Source organism: Terribacillus aidingensis (assembly GCF_900215625.1).
GTDB classification, from domain to species: domain Bacteria; phylum Bacillota; class Bacilli; order Bacillales; family Amphibacillaceae; genus Terribacillus; species Terribacillus aidingensis.
On the sequence record NZ_OBEK01000001.1, the window covers coordinates 173,964 to 192,502 of the forward strand.

The following is an 18,539-nucleotide window of genomic DNA, read 5'->3' on the forward strand; positions in this document are numbered from 1 at the left end:
TGTGCTCCTGGTTTTCTGATTAATGCAGCTGAGACGGCACGGCTCTTGTTTTTTGACGTGTGCGCTGCTTCTTAACAGCTGCTGGCTGCTGCGGACTGCGAACCGTAACAGCTAGGAAGAAGCTGATGACACAAAGGATGCCAATTGCTACAAATGTTGGCTGGAAACCGCCAAGAAGGGTAGCGATAAAGGATCCGCCCAAAGCGCCAATGCCAAACCCTTGATAAATGACACCGTAGTTCTTACCTTGATTTTGCAAACCGAAGTAATCTGCTACAATCGTTGGGAACACGGTGATGTTTCCGCCAAAGAAAAACGCGACGGCTGCTACACATATAAAGAATAAGGTTGTGGAAAGCTCCACCAAGCTAAGAACTGCAGCAGCACCAGCTGTAACAATCAATCCTGCAGCAACTAGGTATAATCGCTCCACTTTATCAGATAGTGCACCTAGCACGACACGGCCTGTTGTATTACAAATTGCTACGATAGCGACAGCATTTGCTGCTGTAGCAGCAGAAAGATTGGCTAGTTCCATACCAGCATCTTTCACGATACCGATTAAGTACAATCCGCTCATACATGCAGTCAAGAAGATGACGAATAGGATGTATGCTTGCTTGGTTTTCAGCATTTCTTTAATAGTAAAGTCCTTTTGAGTTATGCTTGCGCTTGTTTCTTGCGGCAATGCATCCTTCAGCAAGAAGGCGCCTCCGCTGATTAAGACAAGTGCAGCAATTCCCCAGATTAAGAATGTACCTTGTACACCTGCAGAAGCGAGCAAGAATTGGTTAATATATTTAAAAACAAGGCTTCCTGTACCGAAGGCACCTACGGAAATACCAGAAATAAGACCTTTCTTTTCTGGGAACCATTTGATCACATTAGATAGTGTCGTAATGTAAGCAATTCCGTTTGCAAAGCCAACGACCACACCTGCGAGCAGATAGATAAGCCATAGTGATGAAGCTAAGGAACTTAGCATCAAGCCGGCTCCAAGCAAGATACCTGCACAAATAACGAGCTTTTTAATACCTAATTTATCTTGCAGCTTTCCGCCGAATAAAGTAGCAATTGCTAATGCAAAGCTTGTAATAGAGAAGGTGACTGCCACTGCTGAGGCGCTCCATCCATATGCATCAGCCAATGGCTGGTTAAATAAACTCCAAGTATAAATAGTTCCAAGACCAATTTGTGTAATAATCGTACCGAGGACGATCAGCCAGCGGTTCGTTCCTGTTTTCATGAGAAACCCCTCATTTCATCTGCGTTGTTTTGATAGTTTTATAATATCCTTTGCGGATGTATTTGAAAGCGGTTTCTCATGAATTGCATATGCAGGGGAATGAATGGTCCTTAAAGGCGCATGATTTGTCGAAACTGTTTTGCCTTGCTCCGGCTGACTGGTATTTGCTCGTCCATTCCTTTCATTTTGACAAGGTACGTATTATGAAACCAAGGCAGAATTTCATGGATTCGCTCGGTGTTCACAATATAAGAGCGGTGACAGCGGAAAAATATCCCGGCTGAAAGGAGCTCCTCAAATGTACTGATAGAACCAGGATAGGTGTAGATACCATCCTTTGTATGAACTACTGTCTGTTTCTCGTCAGCTTCAGCGTATGCGATATCTTGTACGTTGATCACATAGATTTTCTCTTCTTTCCAAACATTCAATCGTTCGGTTGTTTGGCTGGGTTCTGGTGTTATGGGCTTTGGTGCTTGTACTTTTGTTTCAAGTTTCTGAAGCATCGAGGCAACACGCTCTTCACTATATGGCTTCAAAATATAATCAAAGGCCTCCAGCTCGAATGCTTTTGCAGCATGTTCCTTATAAGCAGTTGTAAACACGATAATTGGTTTTTGCTTGAAGTTGGCTAAACTTCCGGCAAGCATCATTCCATCCAACGAAGGCAGGTTGATGTCGAGGAAAAGTATATCCGTTGTGTTTTCCTGAAAATACTTGAGCACATCTAAGCCATCATCAAAGCATTTTGTTACTTCAATCGAACTATATGTCTCAATTAAATATTGCAGCTCTTCTTGAGCGGGGAATTCATCTTCTGCAATGATTGCGCGCAACGTCATAATTATTTTCCTTCCTTTACCGGTATATCAAAATAAATCTCCGTGCCAGGATCCAGACGATTAATCGTTAGACCTTTACCGTAATTTAGGCGGACCCGCTGATGTACATTTGCCAATCCAATATTTTTAACACTTGCTTCATCTTTATAAAGCTTTTCAACAATTTCTTTCTCAATGCCAGCACCTGTGTCTGATACGCTTATTCGTATAAAGTCTTTTTGCGCTGTTACAGAAAGGTAAACTGCTCCCTGCCATCTGCTTTTTCGCACGCCGTGGTGAATCGCATTTTCCACTAAAGGCTGCAGCAGGAGACTTGGTACCTTTACCTGTACAGGATCAATATCATAGACGATATGAAGCTTATCACCAAAGCGCGATTTCTCAATTTCTACATAATCACGAACCTGCTTTAGTTCTTCTTCAATAGCAATCATTTCATCGTGCAGTTCCAAGTTGTAACGCAAGTAGCCGGACAAGTTGTGAATCAGTTCACGCGCACGGTTTGGATCACGTCTCGTTGTAGAGGCAATAGCGTTAAGCGAATTAAAGAGAAAATGCGGGTTGATTTTTGATTGCAGCGCCTTTAGCTCTGCTTTATTAGCTGCTTCTTTAATCTGCTCAATCCGTGATATCTCCATAAGGTTTGAAATGATTTGTGCCAGTCCAATGCCGAGTGTTTGCAGAGAATCTGTGATTCTGTTTTTCTTCTCATAATAAATCTTCAAAGCACCTGTGACCTCGTTCCCTTCCTGAAAAGGAACAATTAGCAAACAATGCATTTGCGGCAAATGCAGGTCATCGGCTTCATTTCGAATGACAATCTCTCCGCTGGAAAGTGCCTCTTTGGTCATATCTGTTACGATGCGGGAAGTGTTTTGATAGCGTTCTGCACCTAAACCGTGATAAGCAATAACTGTTTCGGTATCTGTTATAGCTACAGCATCTGCACCTATTTCTTCTTTGATAATCTGACATATACGCTGCAAGGAAGCGGGCGTAATCGAACGGAAATATGGCAGTGTTTTATTCGCTATATCTAATGCAAGTTTTGCTTGCGCAGCCGCAATTTGTTTTTTCTCGCCTTCAATGTTGTGGACGAGCAGGACTAATAATCCAATACTCACTTCGCCTACCATCATCGGTATAACAATTTGCTCCACAATAGAAATCCCTAGCAATCTAGGTTCGCTAAGTGTGATGATTAACGTCATCGTTAGTGCCTGACACAGCACACCGGTGAGAATACCAACATACCACCAGCGATGCTTCTTAATTCTTTTATTGATAAAACCTGAAGCAAAGCCAGCTGTTATGCTAGTAATCAAGCAAGGAAGAGAAGTAATCCCGTCAATATCGATTAGATAGCGGTGTAAACCGGATACAATCCCCGTGATAATACCAACCCACGGTCCGAATAAGATTCCTCCAGAAATAATAGCCACTGTGCGGATATTAACAAGAGATCCTTCCACTTCAATTCCAGAGTAGGTGCCAAAAATAGCAAAGCTGCAGAATACGATAGTCAATACACTAAGTTCTCGAACGGAGTGATGCTTTTTCTGGAGAATCTCCTTAAACCCTTTTATTTTCGTTAGGAAGAAAAGAATAATCAGCAGTAAAGCAGCACGTTCAAATATGGAGATAATCATTTCTAAGGTCGGGTTCATCGGTGTAATCCCTTTCATCTTTGTTAGTGTTATTTTATCAGATTTTTAGACTGGAAGGGAATTGGCAAGGTGTTGATTAAGATGCCAGATAGTAGATTTATTGGATAAAGAAAACCGGTTTATAAAAAAAGGAAATAATATAACATATTTAAGGATTAGGCTGGATTTAAAGGAATGAAAGCGCTATAATACATATAATGAAACACCATACCACATAGTGGAACGATAGGGGGTATCGAGCTTTCGGTGCTTTTTATTTCAACCTAAATGTAAGGGGTTTCATAGTTGCGGAAAAGCAACGGAAATAAAGGAAGGAGATGATTGGAATGGAACTGCGTTATGCGACGCATCCAGAGCATGCAAAAACATTCACGACAGAGGAATTGCGAAAACATTATTTGGTTGAGGACCTATTTGTATCTGGAGAAACCAAACTTGTCTATAGTATGGAGGATCGTACAATCATCGGCGGTATCCAACCGGCTGGCAGTGCTATTTCCTTGGAAGGTTATGACGAAATTAAAGCAGATTACTTCCTGGAAAGACGGGAAGTCGGGATTTTTAATATTGGCGGTAGCGGCTCAATCACAGTAGATGGCGAATCATATGAAATGGCGAACAAAGATTGTATCTACATCGGCAAGGGCAAGGAGAAATTAACTTTTACAAGCAATGAGGAAGCCGTACCGGCAAAGTTCTACTTATTCTCAGCACCGGCACATACTTCTTATCCTACGAAACATGTATCATTCCAAGATGTTCCCGGTGATAGCATGGGAGCTAAGGAAAGTGCTAACGAACGTGTTATCCGCCGTATCATTCACATCGAGGGTATTCAGAGCTGTCAAATCGCGATGGGTATCACCATTCTTGAGAGTGGCAGTGTTTGGAATTCGATGCCGACTCACACCCACAATCGCCGCATGGAAGCTTATTTGTATATCGATCTGGATGAGGAAGCGCGTATGTTTCATTTAATGGGCGAGCCAACGGAAACCCGCCATCTTGTTATGAAAAATGAGCAAGCAGTAATTTCTCCGCCTTGGTCCATTCATTGCGGAAGCGCAACAAGCAATTACGCGTTCATTTGGGGGATGGCTGGTGAAAACAAGACATACACCGATATGGATAAAGTGGCGATGGATGAGCTTCGCTAAAGGAGGAGAACAATGAGCTTAACGGACTTTTCAATGGATTATTTTAATCTGGCAGGCAAGGTTGCAATCGTGACGGGCGGCAGTAAAGGACTTGGCCAAGGATACGCTGTCGCTTTGGCTAAAGCTGGGGCCGCAGTTTTCGTGGTGACACATAGAGATGACTGGGAGGAAACAAAGGAACTGATTGAACAGTCCGGCGGCAAGGCGCATTTCCATCAAGCTGATTTAACAGATAGAGAGCAAGTAAAGCAAGTAGTTGCTAGCTGCGCAGATGTATTTGGCAGAGTTGATATCTTAGTAAACAATGCGGGGACTATTATTCGGACGCCGCTGCTGGAGTATAAAGAAGAAGATTGGGATAAAGTCATGGATGTGAATCTGCACGCAGTCTATTTGTTAGGGCAGGAAGCGGCGAAAGTGATGAAAGAACAAGGCGGCGGAAAAATCATCAATGTGGCATCTATGCTGTCATTCCAAGGCGGAAAGTTTGTACCGTCATATACAGCAAGCAAACATGCAGTAGCTGGATTAACGAAGGCATTTGCGAACGAGCTGGGAGCGTACAATATCCAGACAAACGCCATCGCACCGGGGTATGTTGCCACAGCGAATACAGCACCGATTCGTGCAGATGAAAAGCGAAATGCGGAAATATTATCGCGAATTCCAAGCGGCCGCTGGGCGGATCCGTCTGATTTAATGGGTGTGGCTGTATTTTTAGCAAGCCGTGCATCCGATTATATGAATGGTCACGTACTGGCTGTTGATGGTGGCTGGCTGGCAAGGTAGGCATGCGGATGAATGGCGTCAAATCTGATTGACGGGAAAGAGAGATTGAGAGGACTGGGAAGGTGACCAAAGATCTGGAACATCTTTGTGTATGCCACCCTCTCATCCAATGATCTGGCCGATCATTATTAAAATAGCATATCACCTCGTGTGATTCAAATATCTCAATTTCTTTTGCTCGATTACCTATAAAGAAAGGTAAGGGATGCAAAATGAAAATAATGAAGACGATGGAGAGAATTCCTGGCGGGCTTATGCTCGTACCGTTATTTTTAGGGGCAATCATTAATACCTTTGCACCAAATTCAGCAGATTATTTTGGTTCGTTTACAGGCGGACTCATGACTGGTACCGTTCCTATTCTGGCTGTCTGGTTCTTCTGTATGGGAGCTGGCATTCAGTTGAAATCAACTGGTACCATTCTTCGAAAATCAGGCACGCTCGTCATCACGAAAATTGCAGTTGCATGGGTTGTAGCGATTGTTGCAGCACAGTTCCTGCCTGAAGGCGGTATTCAAACTGGCTTGTTTGCTGGATTCTCGGTGTTAACACTTGTTGCTGCGATGGATATGACCAATGGCGGTTTATATGCATCCATTATGCAGCAGTATGGATCCAAGGAAGAAGCCGGAGCATTTGTGCTTATGTCTTTGGAATCTGGTCCGCTCATGACAATGATCATTCTTGGCTCCACCGGACTTGCTGCCTTTGAACCGCAAGTGTTTGCAGGAGCGGTACTTCCATTCTTAGTCGGTTTCCTGCTAGGAAACCTTGATAGCGATCTTCGTACTTTCTTTGGCAAAGCAACACAAACAATGATTCCATTTTTCGGCTTTGCATTAGGTAATTCAATTGATCTGGGAGTCATTCTTGATACAGGTATTGCAGGTATTCTCCTTGGTGTTCTAGTTATTATTGTTACTGGTATACCGCTTATGCTTGCAGATAAGTTCATTGGAGGCGGAAACGGAACAGCTGGTATTGCAGCGTCCAGTACAGCCGGAGCGGCAGTTGCCAACCCAATGATTATTGCAACGATGATACCAGAATTCATGCCTGTTGCAGAAGCAGCTACGGCGCTTGTCGCAGCATCTGTTGTTGTTACTTCTGTTCTTGTCCCAATCATTACGGCTTATTGGGCGCAGTTTATGAAGAAGAAGGAAAAACAAAGTTCGGATAACGCTGCTATTGATTCGGACAATATTAACTCAAATACTGTATAAAACAAATGGAGAGGCATATACAGTATGTCTCTCTTTGCATAAAGGAGACGTTGAAAGATGAGAAGGATTCTTACTATTGGGGAACCGATGGCGTTATTTGTTGCGGAACAAGAAGGATTGCTGGACGATGCGGAACGCTTTTCTCGCTTTATCGCCGGAGCCGAGGTCAACTTTTCTATTGGAATGGCGCGGCTGGGGCACGATGTAACATATATCACGCAGCTTGGATTAGATCCGTTCGGCAGAAACATTCACAAATTCTTACAAAAAAATCAAATAGATACATCTTACGTCAACTATAATGCTGCTTATCTAACGGGAATGCAATGGAAGCAAAAAGTGAAAAGTGGAGACCCTGAGGTGTTCTCGGCCCGAAAAAATTCAGCAGCATCTCATATGGACAGAAAGCTGATCAAGAAGATTAAGTGGACCGACTATGATCATCTTCATCTTACTGGAATTCCGCCAGCATTATCGGCTAGCTGTCGTGAGCTTATATTCCAAATGATGAAAGAAGCGAGAGAACAAGGTTTGCAAATATCGTTCGATCCAAATATTCGTCCAGGTCTGTGGCCGGATAAAGAAGAGATGGTGCAGGTGATCAACGCTCTAGCCAGTCAGGCAGACGTTATATTCCCAGGAATTGCTGAAGGAAAACAATTAACGGGCAAGCGTGATGTACTTGATATTGCTGCATTTTATCATGCGGCGGGCGTACCTAATGTCGTGTTAAAACTGGGCGCGGAAGGAGCGTTTACAAGCTGTGCTGATGGAACGCAATTTTATACAGAAGGTTTTCCGGTGAATGAAGTTGTCGACACAGTTGGAGCTGGAGATGGTTTTGCGGTCGGTGTCGTAAGCGCAATGCTGGAAGGACTGAAGTTGTCTGATTGCATAGCTAGGGGAGCTGCAATTGGTGCACTGGCAGTTATGGCGCCTGGCGATAATGACGGTTTGCCGGACCGAGAAGAGCTGCGGCAATTTATGAAACGGGAACCAATTGGCTGACAAAAAAGACCTTCCGCTTGGAAGGTCTCCGTATTAGCCGCTATAACCTAAAGCTCGAGAAATCGCTTGGCTGCAGTTTTTCATCTTTTTGATCAACTCGTCATTCACGCGCTCCATCGTCACGCGGTTACTCGGTCCGGAAATGCTGAAGCTCGCTACGATGCGGTGTTCATGGCTGTAAATCGGGGCTGCGATACACCGGATGCCTTCTTCATTCTCGATATCGTCAAGCGCATAGCCTTGCTGCCGTACGCTTATTACTTCTTCTTTAAGTGCTTCTGTTGAAGTGATGGTGCGAGGTGTCCGTGCTGAGAATGTTGTGGCATCAGCAATCTCTTCCAATCGTCCGGGAGTCATACCGGACAAAAGCACCTTACCGACAGCGGTACAGTACATGGGTGCCCGGTTGCCGATGCGGGAGTACATGCGAATGGTCTGATTGCTTTCCAGCTTATCAATATAAACAATCTCACCTTTATCCTCCAGGCAAAGATGCACGGTCTCATTCACGTCATTGCATAGCTGCTTAAGAAATGGTTTTGCCACCGTTGCTATATTATTGTTATTCAGAACACTGCGCGCGACATACAGTGTCTGCAAGCCAACTTTGTAACGGTCGTTTTCCGGATCCTTCGCCACATAATTCAAATTAACAAGTGTAGCGAGAAGCCGATGTGTAGTGCTTTTCGATAAATCAACAAGTTTAGAAAGCTTGGCTATTGTCAGGCCGTCAGGATAATCAGAAAGCGTATTCAAAATGGTCAAAGCACGTTCGAGTGATTGCACATTAGACATAGGTATTACTCCGTTTCTATTGCGATCATTACTTATATCTTATGATACGGGAACGGTTAACGTTTGTAAAACGCCTTATATAAAATAGGAGGAATACAGATGGAAAAAGCACTTGTTCTAACCAAGCTTAGCGAGCAAGGGATTGTTGCTGTTGTTCGTGCTGATTCGCCAGAGGAGGCGATTCATATTTCAGATGCCTGTATCGAAGGTGGTATCACAGGAATTGAAGTGACGTTTACAGTCCGTGACGCAGATCAGGTGATAAAAGAGCTTTCTTCGCAATATAAAGAGAACGAAAATGTCATGATCGGAGCAGGAACAGTGCTTGATAGCACAACAGCACGTCTTGCGATGCTGGCAGGAGCGCGCTTTATCGTCAGCCCGGCCTTTGATGCCGAGACAGCCAGGATATGCAATCTCTATCAAGTCCCTTACTTGCCAGGCTGTATGACAATTGCCGAAATCAAACACGCAATGGAGGCGGGCGCAGATATTGTGAAGCTTTTCCCAGGAAGTGTTTATGGACCAAGTTTTATCAAAGCTGTCAGAGCTCCCTTGCCGCAAGTTAATGTGATGCCTACAGGAGGAGTGGACTTGGACAACATTGGACTGTGGCTGCAGAACGGGGCAGTTGCAGTAGGGGTTGGCGGGAATCTTGTAGCACCAGCAGCCACAGGTGACTTTGCCAAAATCACTTCCATAGCACGGCAATACGTTCAAAAAGTTAGAGAAGCAAGAACAGAACGTGTGAATATTTAAACATGAGTCAAGCTTTCCTTGGCATACACTGAACATTGTGAAGGGGGCTTGCACTATGACGGTAAAGAAGAAAGAAATTGTCATCATTGTTGTAAACGCAACAGCTATCTATTCATTTCTGCTTATTGATATCGCAGCGGGTTCAGGGCTTTATATGACAGCGAAATTATTGGGAGCAGGAATAATTATTGCTTCCGTTTGCAGTATGGCAGGTGTGGAGGGGATCAAAAGAGGGCCGAAGTTTGTTCGAAATGTAAGGCAAATGCGAAAGTAATAATGCAGGAAATGCGGGTCAGCACTTCCTGCTTATTTTGTTTGTACATTCTTTACCCGCAGATTTCCGACAGTAAAATAGAATGGCGCAGGGAATGGGGGCTTCTTTCCTTGCTTCAATTTGGCTCCAGCTTCGTTAATCCAATAGATAGATTTGTTGATAGCAGAAAAGAAGATCACCATTTCGCCGTTATCATCCATGCATAGACATGAACCGAATATGCCGTTTTGGTACCAATCCTCTCCCGTATCCGCCTTAATCAGCAGTTGCGGAGCCTCCGACCAATCCGCCCTGGTAAAGCTGGCAGTCTTACTTTTGAATAACCAGAGATCTTGCGGTTTATACGTATCCTCACCAAAAGCATTGCCGCAGCGGCTGACAAGTAAGTAGTACATATTGTTAATTTTCTTTGGCCGAGCATGGGTAAAAGCATCCTCCCGGGTGAAAAACAAACGTGGCTTCGACCATGTATCCAGGCCATTCTCACTTTCCGCAGCGTACACTTCATGCATGGGGATATCGCCTTTTCCTGGTTCGTGCGGTGTTGCAGCAAACCACATTTTCCATTTTCCTTCATCGTAAATCACTTTTGGAGCAAGTACACTGTCATTTCGTACTGTTCCAATCATTACTGGATCCGGGTGCCGGAACCACCTGCCGTGCCGCAATTCCAAGCAGCCGATACTGTAAGGAGATTCGTTACCCAATACATTACTGGCGCTTCGTCCTGTGTAATAAATGCGGCGGACAGGTTTTCCGTTCACTTTCCCCTCCACATAACAAGGTTCATGCAAACCATAACGATCCCAAGCAGCTTCTTTCGGCTGCGGCAGCAAGGGCTTTGCTTTATGCGATTTTCCAGGATAAGTTGAGATTTGCCATTTATTCTCTGTAGTCAGCGGTTCTCCTTTTGGGAGACTGGCGCTGAATAAGTTATTTTTAAAATTACGCTGAAATCCACCGAAAAACATCCACCATTGATCATCAATCTTCTCTACACAAGGATCACCTAACCCTAGTAAATTACGGATTGGCTTATAGCCATCCAGCATGGAATATAATAGATTTGGTTTTGCCTCCATCTTTACCACCTCACTAGCAAGCAGTATGGACGGAAGAGCAGCTAATCATACTAAGATAAAAGTGATTCACGTACAGTGCGCTTCGTATTTATGGCAGAGCCTTACTTTGGTGACTCTGTATGTTTGTTTAATCGTTTAAGAAGCAGCCAGCCGAGCAAAGCGCCAGTAATGGAGCTGGCTAAGAAACCTGGTACAAATGCTAATGCACCGGCTTCTTGCCCCATCAGCAAATTCGCTATTGGGACGGAGAGTAAAGAGCCGAAAACCCCAGTGCCGATCATCTCACCAATTGCCGCGGCACCTTTACGCTTAAAGAAACGATAAAACAGACCTGCTAGCAAGGCGCCAATTATGCCTCCTGGAAAAGCTAGTAAACTTCCAAGACCGAGCATATTACGGACAAGTCCAATAACAAAGGCGACAGCAACAGCGGGAACAGGTCCAAGCAAAACGGCAGTAATAACATTTACCGCGTGCTGGACAGGGAAAGCACGGGCAACACCTGCCGGGAACCAAATAAACTGGGCTCCAAGTACACCGATTGCGACAAGAACAGCCATAAGCGTGAGTTTTTTTGTTTGCATTAGAAGCTCCTTTGTTATGTATTCTGTTAAGCTCCTATGATGGAGAGGGGAGAGCAGGGGTTAGTGTATTGTCACTGCTACCGAAGCGACAGGATTGATTACAAAGGTCATTAAAAAGAATGACCCGGGTATAATATGGATCATCTTTTTAAAGCCTAGAAGCTTCTTGATAAACTGTTCATATTTAAGGTACAGTTCCTATTTAGCAACTCCTGCAACTCCTCTATTTTTTCTGTTCACGAATCACTTCATTTATCCGCAGCATCGTATCCGTCATTTGCTGCAGTTCTTCAATTGCGATTTTGGAATAATACTTTTCTATCAGAATATCATCCAGCTGCAGCAAACTGTTCATATACTTACGGCCGTTGGTACCAAGTGTTAGAAAATACTCCCGTTTATTAGAAGGGTTAGCTTTCTTGGAGATCATATCTCGTTTCTCTAATTTGGAAAGTACCTGACTTACCGCACTTTTGGAAATATCGAAGACATTGACAATATCATTTGCTGTGATGCGCTCATTTTTATCAATATAAGATAGGATGAATTCTTGCTGGACAGTTAGATCAAGTTCATCTAGTTTCTTTGTTTCTTGGGAAATAAGAATACCGAATTCCTCATATGCTTCATTCATTCTCCGGATTGTATCCTTATAAGAATGGCTCATGTGCATCATTCCTTCCGAATCTGCTTCTTTATTGCATAATACGCCAATTTTTTGCTTTTGCAAACACAACAATTGCAAGAAACAGCCCAGTGCTAGCGAATACGGCTAATAAGAAACGAGCTGGGAGCCCAAGGGCCATCAAGGAACTGAATAAGGTCTGTGAGATTGGGTCAAAGGCAGTAGAAGCTAAAAATACAATACTCATCACTCTCCCCATCATGGCAGGGTCGGTTTTTTCCTGAATGATGACATCAGTTGGAATATAGGTGAAAAAGCCAAAGAAGCCAATCAGTGCTGCGATAGGAATTAACCAGCCTAAACTAGGGACCTGGCTGAATAATCCAAGCGAGAGAACACTAGCAATGAGAGATATGAGCACCAATTTCCCGCGGTTTTTTCTGAGTGCAATGAAAAGCAGCAAGATCGTAGCTGATAAAGATCCAGCCGAAAAACCAGCCTCTAAGAAGCTTAAATCAAGCGCACTGCCTCCGAGTTGCTCCGCTAAAATAGGCAGACTAAGAAACATTGGACCGAAAACGAAGAAATTCACGATGATGATAATGCTAATAGCAGATATATAAACTGTGGAAGTCCGTAAGTAACGATAGCCTTCTTTAAATTCTGTTATAAAAGAGACCTTTACTTCCTGTTTTACCGGTTTCATATCCTTAATAAAGCCAGGAAAAACAAAACATGCACTGATTACTGCAGCGGCAATGCTAACAGTAAAGGTAGCACTGAAATTAAAATAATGTAAAATAGCCCCAGCTGCAATTGGGCCAATTAGAAATAGCAGCTCTTGTGAACTGTGAATGAGTGTATTGGCAGGCTGCAGTTGCTTTTGAGATACAATGCTGGGAACTAAAGATGAAAGAGCGGGGAAAAATAACCCGTCGAAGCACCCAATAAAGAAGGAAACAATTAGCAACAACCAAATAGACAGTACATCTTTGGCAAGCCCTAATAGCAAGATTCCAATTAATAGCCCTTGGATCAATCGAGTGCTAAAAAGGATTTTGGATTTTTGTATACGATCAGCCAGCACGCCGCCGATAAGCATAGTGAACATTCGCGGTATGGAGGCGGCAGCCATTATTAGACCTAGGTATTGGGGATGATGCAGCACATCTACGACATACCATGAGATTGTAATCATAAACATAGAAAAGCTCAGCACAGAAAACAGCTCGGATTGAAGGAGAAAAATAAATTGTTTATTCTTTAGTAAAGTTTTCATGTTGCACTCCTTAGTTAAGTTAACTTAACTAAACTATAAGGGCGCATGATGTTTCATGTCAATGCATATATCGTGATTTGGTATATAATGGTGTAAAACTTACGGGGGTATAAAAATGAAAGAAGTTCGCGTAGCTTATGCACTGATTCATAACGAAGGAACAAAGCAAATTCTCATGGTATTAAATAAAAAGAATGAGAGCTGGACCTTGCCGGGTGGTTTGGTGGAACCTGGTGAAACACTTGCAGAGGCTGCTGTCAGGGAAGCAAAGGAAGAAACGGGGCTAGACATCCAAGTAACAACAATCTTGGCAGTCAATGAAGCAAAAATGCTAGCTAATAAGGAGCACGCTACCTTTGTGACATTCCGTGCGGAGCAAATTAGTGAAGAAATAAAAATACAAGATACGGATAAGATAGCTGAAGCCAAATGGATGTCTTATGAGGAAGTGGATCACGTAATGACTTATTATCCGGGAGGAATCCGGAGTATCATTACTTCAGGAGTTCCATATGTAGATGAAGGTATTATCACAGTTAGTAAAAAGGGAACGACTATTAATGGCTGAAATCACTTTGGAAGTAGATAGCATACAGTTTCCAAGTTGAAATCTTTGTTGGACGTAAGCAGTGAAGGAGATCTATTAGTTCGAGTGGGCGGCTCGACTTCTTATATCCAACAAGTAACAGGGAAAGTCTCTTGTGAGAAATAGCAATAATAGGTACATATAAGTTCCTATTATTGCAGCCGATAACACTATATCTGTGTTATTATTTCTAAGGTGAAACTATATATTGTTTCTTTACGATGACGGAGGGAATACGTTATTAAGATTTCGAATCGTATCTAAGATTATGGTAAAATGAACAGATTGGACTGATTACGAGTGCATTCTGAAAAAGGAATCTCTATCATGCCGAAACCTATCCAAACAAAAACCTTACTCATCGCATATGCTTCTGTCAGCGGCAACACCGAGGAAGTTGCAGAGCTGATTGCGAAAGAACTGACACATATGGAACAAGACGTTACCCTGTACTGTGTTAGCGGCAGTGACCCATTTCCGCATGTACCGGATTTTGATGCTATGCTAATTGGAACGTATACTTGGGGTTCAGGAGATACGCCGTTTGATGTGAAGGATTTTGTGGCGGATGTCGGATATAAGCCTGAGCATGTATTTGTCTTCGGCACAGGTGATACCCAGTTCGGCGGCGAGGATATGTTTTGCATGGCAGCGGACAAGCTGGCGAAATTTTATCATTCCCCGCTTGCACCGCTCAAGATTGAGCAGTCACCAAGGGGATCACAAGAACAAGAAGTAGTGGAATGGACGAGAGGAGTAATAGAATGGCTAAATTAATGAAAGCAACGGTACTTGAACCGAAGCATCCAAATAAAGCAACTGCATTATTTAATGGAGAAGCAAGCGGTATCCTCCATTGGGATAACGTTGCATACCCGCATTTTTATGATTTGCGTAAGACCATCCGCGGTCTGTTTTGGACTGCAAATGAAGTAAACATGGTGGCAGATACGAAGCAATTTGCGAGTCTATCGAATGAAGAACGCACAGCTTTCTTGAAAATTATTGGTTTGCTTGCGACATTAGATGGTCCGCAAACAGATATCGCCTCCAAAATCGCTGCCTATTCGACAGACCCAAGTGTCAAATCAATACTGGCAACGATAGCTGACCAGGAAAGCGAGCACAACCATAGCTATACGTATGTATTAGCTTCTGTTACGAACTATGATAACCAAATCGCATCCTTTAATGAAGGACGTACGGATGAAGTACTGCTGGAGCGCAATAAACGAATCGCCGCAGTTTATAACGAATTCGCTGAAAATCCGACAATTGAGACTGTGCTGAAGGCAATGGTATATTCAGCGTTGCTAGAAGGGCTATTCTTCTATAGTGGTTTTGCATTCTTTTATAACTTAGCACGAAATCAGAAGATGGTTGGCACATCCACAATGATTTCTTATATCAATCGTGATGAGCTGCATCATGGCCGTTTTATTAGTGAATTGTTCCGCGCAACATTAGCGGAAAATCCAGAATACAATAACGAGCAATTCATCGAATGGGTATATGATGAATTCCGCCATTCTGTCGAGCAAGAGACAAAATGGAGCCGCTACGTACTAGCTGGAATTGATGGCATCGACTTAGATGACATGGAAGGCTATGTGAAGTATCGTGCGAATAAAATGCTTCGCATGCTCGGACTAAGTGAAATTTATGAAGGCTATGAAAAGAATCCGATGAAGTGGATCCGCGCTTACACAGATAACTTCAACGGCACAAAATCAGACTTCTTCGAACAAAAGTCCCGTCAGTACACGAAAACAAGTGACCTAAACGGATTTGATGATTTATAAAAACAGTAACAGAGCCAGCCGGAGACGGCTGGCTCTAACTGTTTTCTTCTTTTTTCTGAACAATTCGGTGAATATGAATCGTCAGGTAAAGCATATCCTCATCTGTAAGCTGCTCTTGGTACATCTTTTGAATATAAGACTGTACTTTCTGGGCGCATGCATAGGCCCTGCTGTAGTTGGTTTTCACCATTTCAAAGAGACTGTTATCACTATCTTTTTGTGTACGATGATTTAATATTCGTTGTGCAAAGAATTTCAGATGGGTGACAAAACGGTAATAAGCCAACGAATCTTCCTCATATTCAATGCCAAAGTGGAACTTCACAATATGAAGTACATCCTGGATAAACTTCGTAATATTAATCATAACTGGCATATCTTCATTCATTTGTGCATTCACAAGATGCAAGGCGATAAAACCAGCTTCGTCCTCTGGCAGAATGATGCCAACCTTCTCTGCGATAATAGACAAGGCGTGCTGCCCAATTCGGTATTCCTCCGGATAAAACCGCTTGGTCTCCCAAAGCAGCGCATTTTTTATAGCAATCCCTTGCTGAAATCTCTCCACAGCATAATAGATGTGGTCTGTCAGACTAACGTAGATATTGTCGTGTATTTTTTTGTTTGTATGCTTTCTGGCATATTGAATAATATCTTCGGAAACTTCTACAAACGAAAGCGGAATTTCCGCTAATAATTCCAATAACCGTTTATTCATTTCCTTATCGTCCAGCTTAAACGTTTTCTCTATCTGTGATTCATCCACATCGTCGCCAGCTTTGCGGCCAAAGGCAATGCCTCGGCCCATAATAACCAGTTCTTGGTCCTGTTCATCCAAGACGGTGATGACGTTGTTATTCAACACTTGCTTAATCTGCATCAGGATCACCTATTTCTTAAGAGGGATAAACTATCTAGGTCTATAGTATAAGAAAATGATAGCGATTACAATCAGCGTGGCTAAATAATGTGAAACTTCTATGAGCAAACTAGTTCCTAAAATCTTTTCATCAAAATTTTTCAACAAAAGTAAAAGAAGCTGGTTCACTATAATAAGTGAAACCAACTTCTTTATTTTTAAAAATGGCTTTTATTTTACCCATTCATTCACCAAATCCTGATTCTCTTCCACCCATTTTTCAGCACCTTCAATAGGTGTATTAGCACCTTCTACATATTTAATCAGCTCGCCAATTTGCTGATCATTCATCTTCCAATTCTTAAACCACTGGCTTACTTTCGGATAATCTTCTTCAAATCCTTGTCTTGTGGCATGGTGAATTTTTTCTACGCCACCGTATGTATTTTGCGGATCTTCCAAGAACTTCAAATCATATTTGGAGAAAATCCAGTGCGGACTCCAAAGTGGTGCGACGATTGGTTCTTTATCATCTACTGCTTTCTTAATTTCAGCTAACATCGCAGATTCTGAACTTTTTAGCAGTTCGTAATTCAGGTCATAATCCTTCAGCAGTTGTTCGGTGACTTCCATTGTACCTGCACCCGGGTCAAAACCAACAATTTCGCCGCTGAAAAGTTCTTTATGTTCATTTAAGTCTTCTATACTATTAACATCCTTTACGTAGGAAGGGACAACAAGTCCAACTTTGGCATTGTCATACCAAGTGGCATCCGAGAAGTTAACGGAATCCTTATATTGCTTCAAATAATTAGCATCCTGGACTGGGAGCCATATTTCTAAACTAGCATCTAAGTCGCCGCCTTTTAACGCCTTCATCGTTACGCCCATGTTCAAGTTGTTTAGCTTCACGTCGTAACCTTCGTCTTCTAGAATTACTTTCCACATATTTGTGATAGCAACATTTTCAGCCCAGTTAACTTGGCCTATCGTTATTTCTCCTGTTCCTGCATCAGCGCTGCTATTGTTTCCGCATGCGGTCAGTGCGACTACCATTAAAATTGCTGCAATAAGACTAAGTGGTTTTCTCCATTTATTCATGTAACAAAACTCCCTTTATCTATTTGTATATTAATGAAAATATATCCTAAATTAAATTTATTAAGAAAATTTTTAACAAAAACACTGAGTGATAGCATCTCTCTTTACGCAAACTGAAACACTTATATAATTGGGCAGTCTATAGCGATTGCTTTCCTATAGACCACCTATTAACTTCTTGTTATTTAGTCTTGTTGATCCTTTGGTAAGAATTCAAATATCTTACCGCTTCTAATACTTGCAACTAAATCGTCCAGCCAATGATAATACGTCTTCGATTCTTCTAATTGATCATAGTATTTCTTTGCTTCTTCAATAACTTCTGGTGTGCTGGCAGAGTCTTTTATAATATCTATAAAATCTTTTTGAGATTCCTCAATGGCTTCCATATTCATTTTTACTTCGCGTTCCCACATCTGACAATAAAAGCCCATAAAGGAACGGAAGAAGTTTTTCTCCGCTATATAAGTATGTTTCCTGGACCCGCGTGTAAATGTTCTTTTTACCATTTTTATCTCTTGAAGTCTGCGTACACTAGTACTCATGCTTGGTTTGCTCATTTCGAGTTCGGTGCGCATCTCATCAAGCGTCATCTGCTCTTTAAAGTACATCATTGCATATAAATTGGCTGTAGCTGGTGTAACCCCGTACAAATCCATCGTCTCTGCAATTGTGCCAATGACTTTATCTTTCGCTTGTTCTATTTTGCTGTTGGGTCCTTCAGTAGATTCACTCATAAGGTCGCTCCTTCAATATATAAAGTAAATCCCATTAAATATCTTTCAAATGTTATTTACGGACTATATGTTAACGTACTCAGATGAAATGTCAAATGGAGGCAGGCATTTTAATAGTTGAAAG

At 42.5% G+C, this 18,539-nt stretch carries 20 protein-coding genes; 9 read left to right on the plus strand and 11 right to left on the minus strand.

Going from position 1 to position 18,539, the window contains the following annotated elements; genetic code table 11:
• Positions 1–19 precede the first annotated feature (19 nt).
• The 3 genes from CRO17_RS00885 to CRO17_RS00895 all read right to left on the minus strand — a co-directional run bounded on the left by CRO17_RS00885 (position 20) and on the right by CRO17_RS00895 (position 3,755).
• On the minus strand, positions 20–1,246 hold the full coding sequence (locus CRO17_RS00885; RefSeq protein WP_097038383.1) for an L-lactate MFS transporter: 1,227 nt from the start codon (positions 1,244–1,246) through the stop codon (positions 20–22).
• Between the two features lie 110 nt (positions 1,247–1,356).
• Entirely contained in the window at positions 1,357–2,082 is a 726-nt protein-coding gene (locus tag CRO17_RS00890) for a LytR/AlgR family response regulator transcription factor (protein WP_097039997.1), read from the minus strand.
• An 8-nt stretch (positions 2,083–2,090) separates the two neighbouring features.
• On the minus strand, positions 2,091–3,755 hold the full coding sequence (locus tag CRO17_RS00895; RefSeq protein WP_179636756.1) for a LytS/YhcK type 5TM receptor domain-containing protein: 1,665 nt from the start codon (positions 3,753–3,755) through the stop codon (positions 2,091–2,093).
• A gap of 326 nt (positions 3,756–4,081) precedes the next feature.
• Between CRO17_RS00895 and kduI the strand changes: the two genes are divergently transcribed.
• The 4 genes from kduI to CRO17_RS00915 all read left to right on the plus strand — a co-directional run bounded on the left by kduI (position 4,082) and on the right by CRO17_RS00915 (position 7,932).
• The gene (gene kduI, locus CRO17_RS00900) at positions 4,082–4,912 is read left to right on the plus strand and encodes a 5-dehydro-4-deoxy-D-glucuronate isomerase (protein WP_097038384.1); all 831 of its coding nucleotides are present in this window, start codon (positions 4,082–4,084) and stop codon (positions 4,910–4,912) included.
• Between the two features lie 12 nt (positions 4,913–4,924).
• Positions 4,925–5,701, plus strand: coding sequence for a 2-dehydro-3-deoxy-D-gluconate 5-dehydrogenase KduD (gene kduD, locus CRO17_RS00905; protein WP_097038386.1), 777 nt, complete (start codon positions 4,925–4,927; stop codon positions 5,699–5,701).
• A 212-nt stretch (positions 5,702–5,913) separates the two neighbouring features.
• On the plus strand, positions 5,914–6,924 hold the full coding sequence (gene kdgT / locus CRO17_RS00910) for a 2-keto-3-deoxygluconate transporter (RefSeq protein ID WP_097038388.1): 1,011 nt from the start codon (positions 5,914–5,916) through the stop codon (positions 6,922–6,924).
• 57 nt (positions 6,925–6,981) lie between these two features.
• The gene (locus tag CRO17_RS00915) at positions 6,982–7,932 is read left to right on the plus strand and encodes a sugar kinase (protein ID WP_097038390.1); all 951 of its coding nucleotides are present in this window, start codon (positions 6,982–6,984) and stop codon (positions 7,930–7,932) included.
• A gap of 33 nt (positions 7,933–7,965) precedes the next feature.
• Here the strand turns inward: CRO17_RS00915 and CRO17_RS00920 are convergent, their stop codons facing one another.
• Positions 7,966–8,727 carry an IclR family transcriptional regulator gene (locus tag CRO17_RS00920; RefSeq protein ID WP_097038392.1) on the minus strand — a complete coding sequence of 254 codons (762 nt, stop codon included), beginning with the start codon at positions 8,725–8,727 and terminating at the stop codon, positions 7,966–7,968.
• Positions 8,728–8,826: 99 nt separating this feature from the next.
• Here CRO17_RS00920 and CRO17_RS00925 point away from each other — a divergent pair, with 99 nt between their 5' ends.
• Positions 8,827–9,486: a bifunctional 4-hydroxy-2-oxoglutarate aldolase/2-dehydro-3-deoxy-phosphogluconate aldolase gene (locus CRO17_RS00925; RefSeq protein ID WP_097038393.1), complete on the plus strand. Its 660-nt coding sequence runs from the start codon at positions 8,827–8,829 to the stop codon at positions 9,484–9,486.
• A 55-nt stretch (positions 9,487–9,541) separates the two neighbouring features.
• Positions 9,542–9,760: a hypothetical protein gene (locus tag CRO17_RS00930; RefSeq protein ID WP_097038395.1), complete on the plus strand. Its 219-nt coding sequence runs from the start codon at positions 9,542–9,544 to the stop codon at positions 9,758–9,760.
• Between the two features lie 32 nt (positions 9,761–9,792).
• Here the strand turns inward: CRO17_RS00930 and CRO17_RS00935 are convergent, their stop codons facing one another.
• From CRO17_RS00935 to CRO17_RS00950, 4 genes are all read right to left on the minus strand, one after another.
• Positions 9,793–10,842: a glycoside hydrolase family protein gene (locus CRO17_RS00935; RefSeq protein ID WP_097038397.1), complete on the minus strand. Its 1,050-nt coding sequence runs from the start codon at positions 10,840–10,842 to the stop codon at positions 9,793–9,795.
• A gap of 101 nt (positions 10,843–10,943) precedes the next feature.
• Entirely contained in the window at positions 10,944–11,426 is a 483-nt protein-coding gene (gene thiW, locus CRO17_RS00940; RefSeq protein ID WP_245864522.1) for an energy coupling factor transporter S component ThiW, read from the minus strand.
• A gap of 223 nt (positions 11,427–11,649) precedes the next feature.
• Positions 11,650–12,093 (minus strand): MarR family winged helix-turn-helix transcriptional regulator, encoded by a 444-nt coding sequence (locus tag CRO17_RS00945; RefSeq protein ID WP_097038399.1) that lies wholly within the window; start codon positions 12,091–12,093, stop codon positions 11,650–11,652.
• 28 nt (positions 12,094–12,121) lie between these two features.
• Positions 12,122–13,330, minus strand: a complete 1,209-nt coding sequence (locus CRO17_RS00950) for an MFS transporter (protein ID WP_097038401.1) — start codon at positions 13,328–13,330, stop codon at positions 12,122–12,124.
• A gap of 115 nt (positions 13,331–13,445) precedes the next feature.
• On the opposite strand from CRO17_RS00950, the gene CRO17_RS00955 reads away from it, so the two are divergent.
• From CRO17_RS00955 to CRO17_RS00965, 3 genes are all read left to right on the plus strand, one after another.
• The gene (locus CRO17_RS00955; RefSeq protein WP_097038403.1) at positions 13,446–13,898 is read left to right on the plus strand and encodes an NUDIX hydrolase; all 453 of its coding nucleotides are present in this window, start codon (positions 13,446–13,448) and stop codon (positions 13,896–13,898) included.
• Between the two features lie 345 nt (positions 13,899–14,243).
• Complete coding sequence (locus tag CRO17_RS00960; protein ID WP_097038405.1) at positions 14,244–14,693, plus strand: flavodoxin; 450 nt, start codon at positions 14,244–14,246, stop codon at positions 14,691–14,693.
• Positions 14,681–15,718 carry a ribonucleotide-diphosphate reductase subunit beta gene (locus CRO17_RS00965; RefSeq protein WP_097038407.1) on the plus strand — a complete coding sequence of 346 codons (1,038 nt, stop codon included), beginning with the start codon at positions 14,681–14,683 and terminating at the stop codon, positions 15,716–15,718. Before CRO17_RS00960 ends, CRO17_RS00965 begins: the two co-directional genes overlap by 13 nt.
• Before the next feature lie 34 nt (positions 15,719–15,752).
• Here CRO17_RS00965 and licT read toward each other — a convergent pair whose 3' ends face one another.
• The 3 genes from licT to cudC form a co-directional block, all read right to left on the minus strand.
• Positions 15,753–16,598 (minus strand): BglG family transcription antiterminator LicT, encoded by an 846-nt coding sequence (licT, locus tag CRO17_RS00970; RefSeq protein WP_097038409.1) that lies wholly within the window; start codon positions 16,596–16,598, stop codon positions 15,753–15,755.
• A gap of 210 nt (positions 16,599–16,808) precedes the next feature.
• A complete protein-coding gene (locus CRO17_RS00975) occupies positions 16,809–17,678 on the minus strand; it encodes a glycine betaine ABC transporter substrate-binding protein (protein WP_097038411.1) in 870 nt (289 codons plus the stop codon).
• A gap of 185 nt (positions 17,679–17,863) precedes the next feature.
• A complete protein-coding gene (gene cudC / locus CRO17_RS00980) occupies positions 17,864–18,415 on the minus strand; it encodes a choline uptake/conversion transcriptional regulator CudC (protein ID WP_097038413.1) in 552 nt (183 codons plus the stop codon).
• Positions 18,416–18,539: the final 124 nt, after the last annotated feature.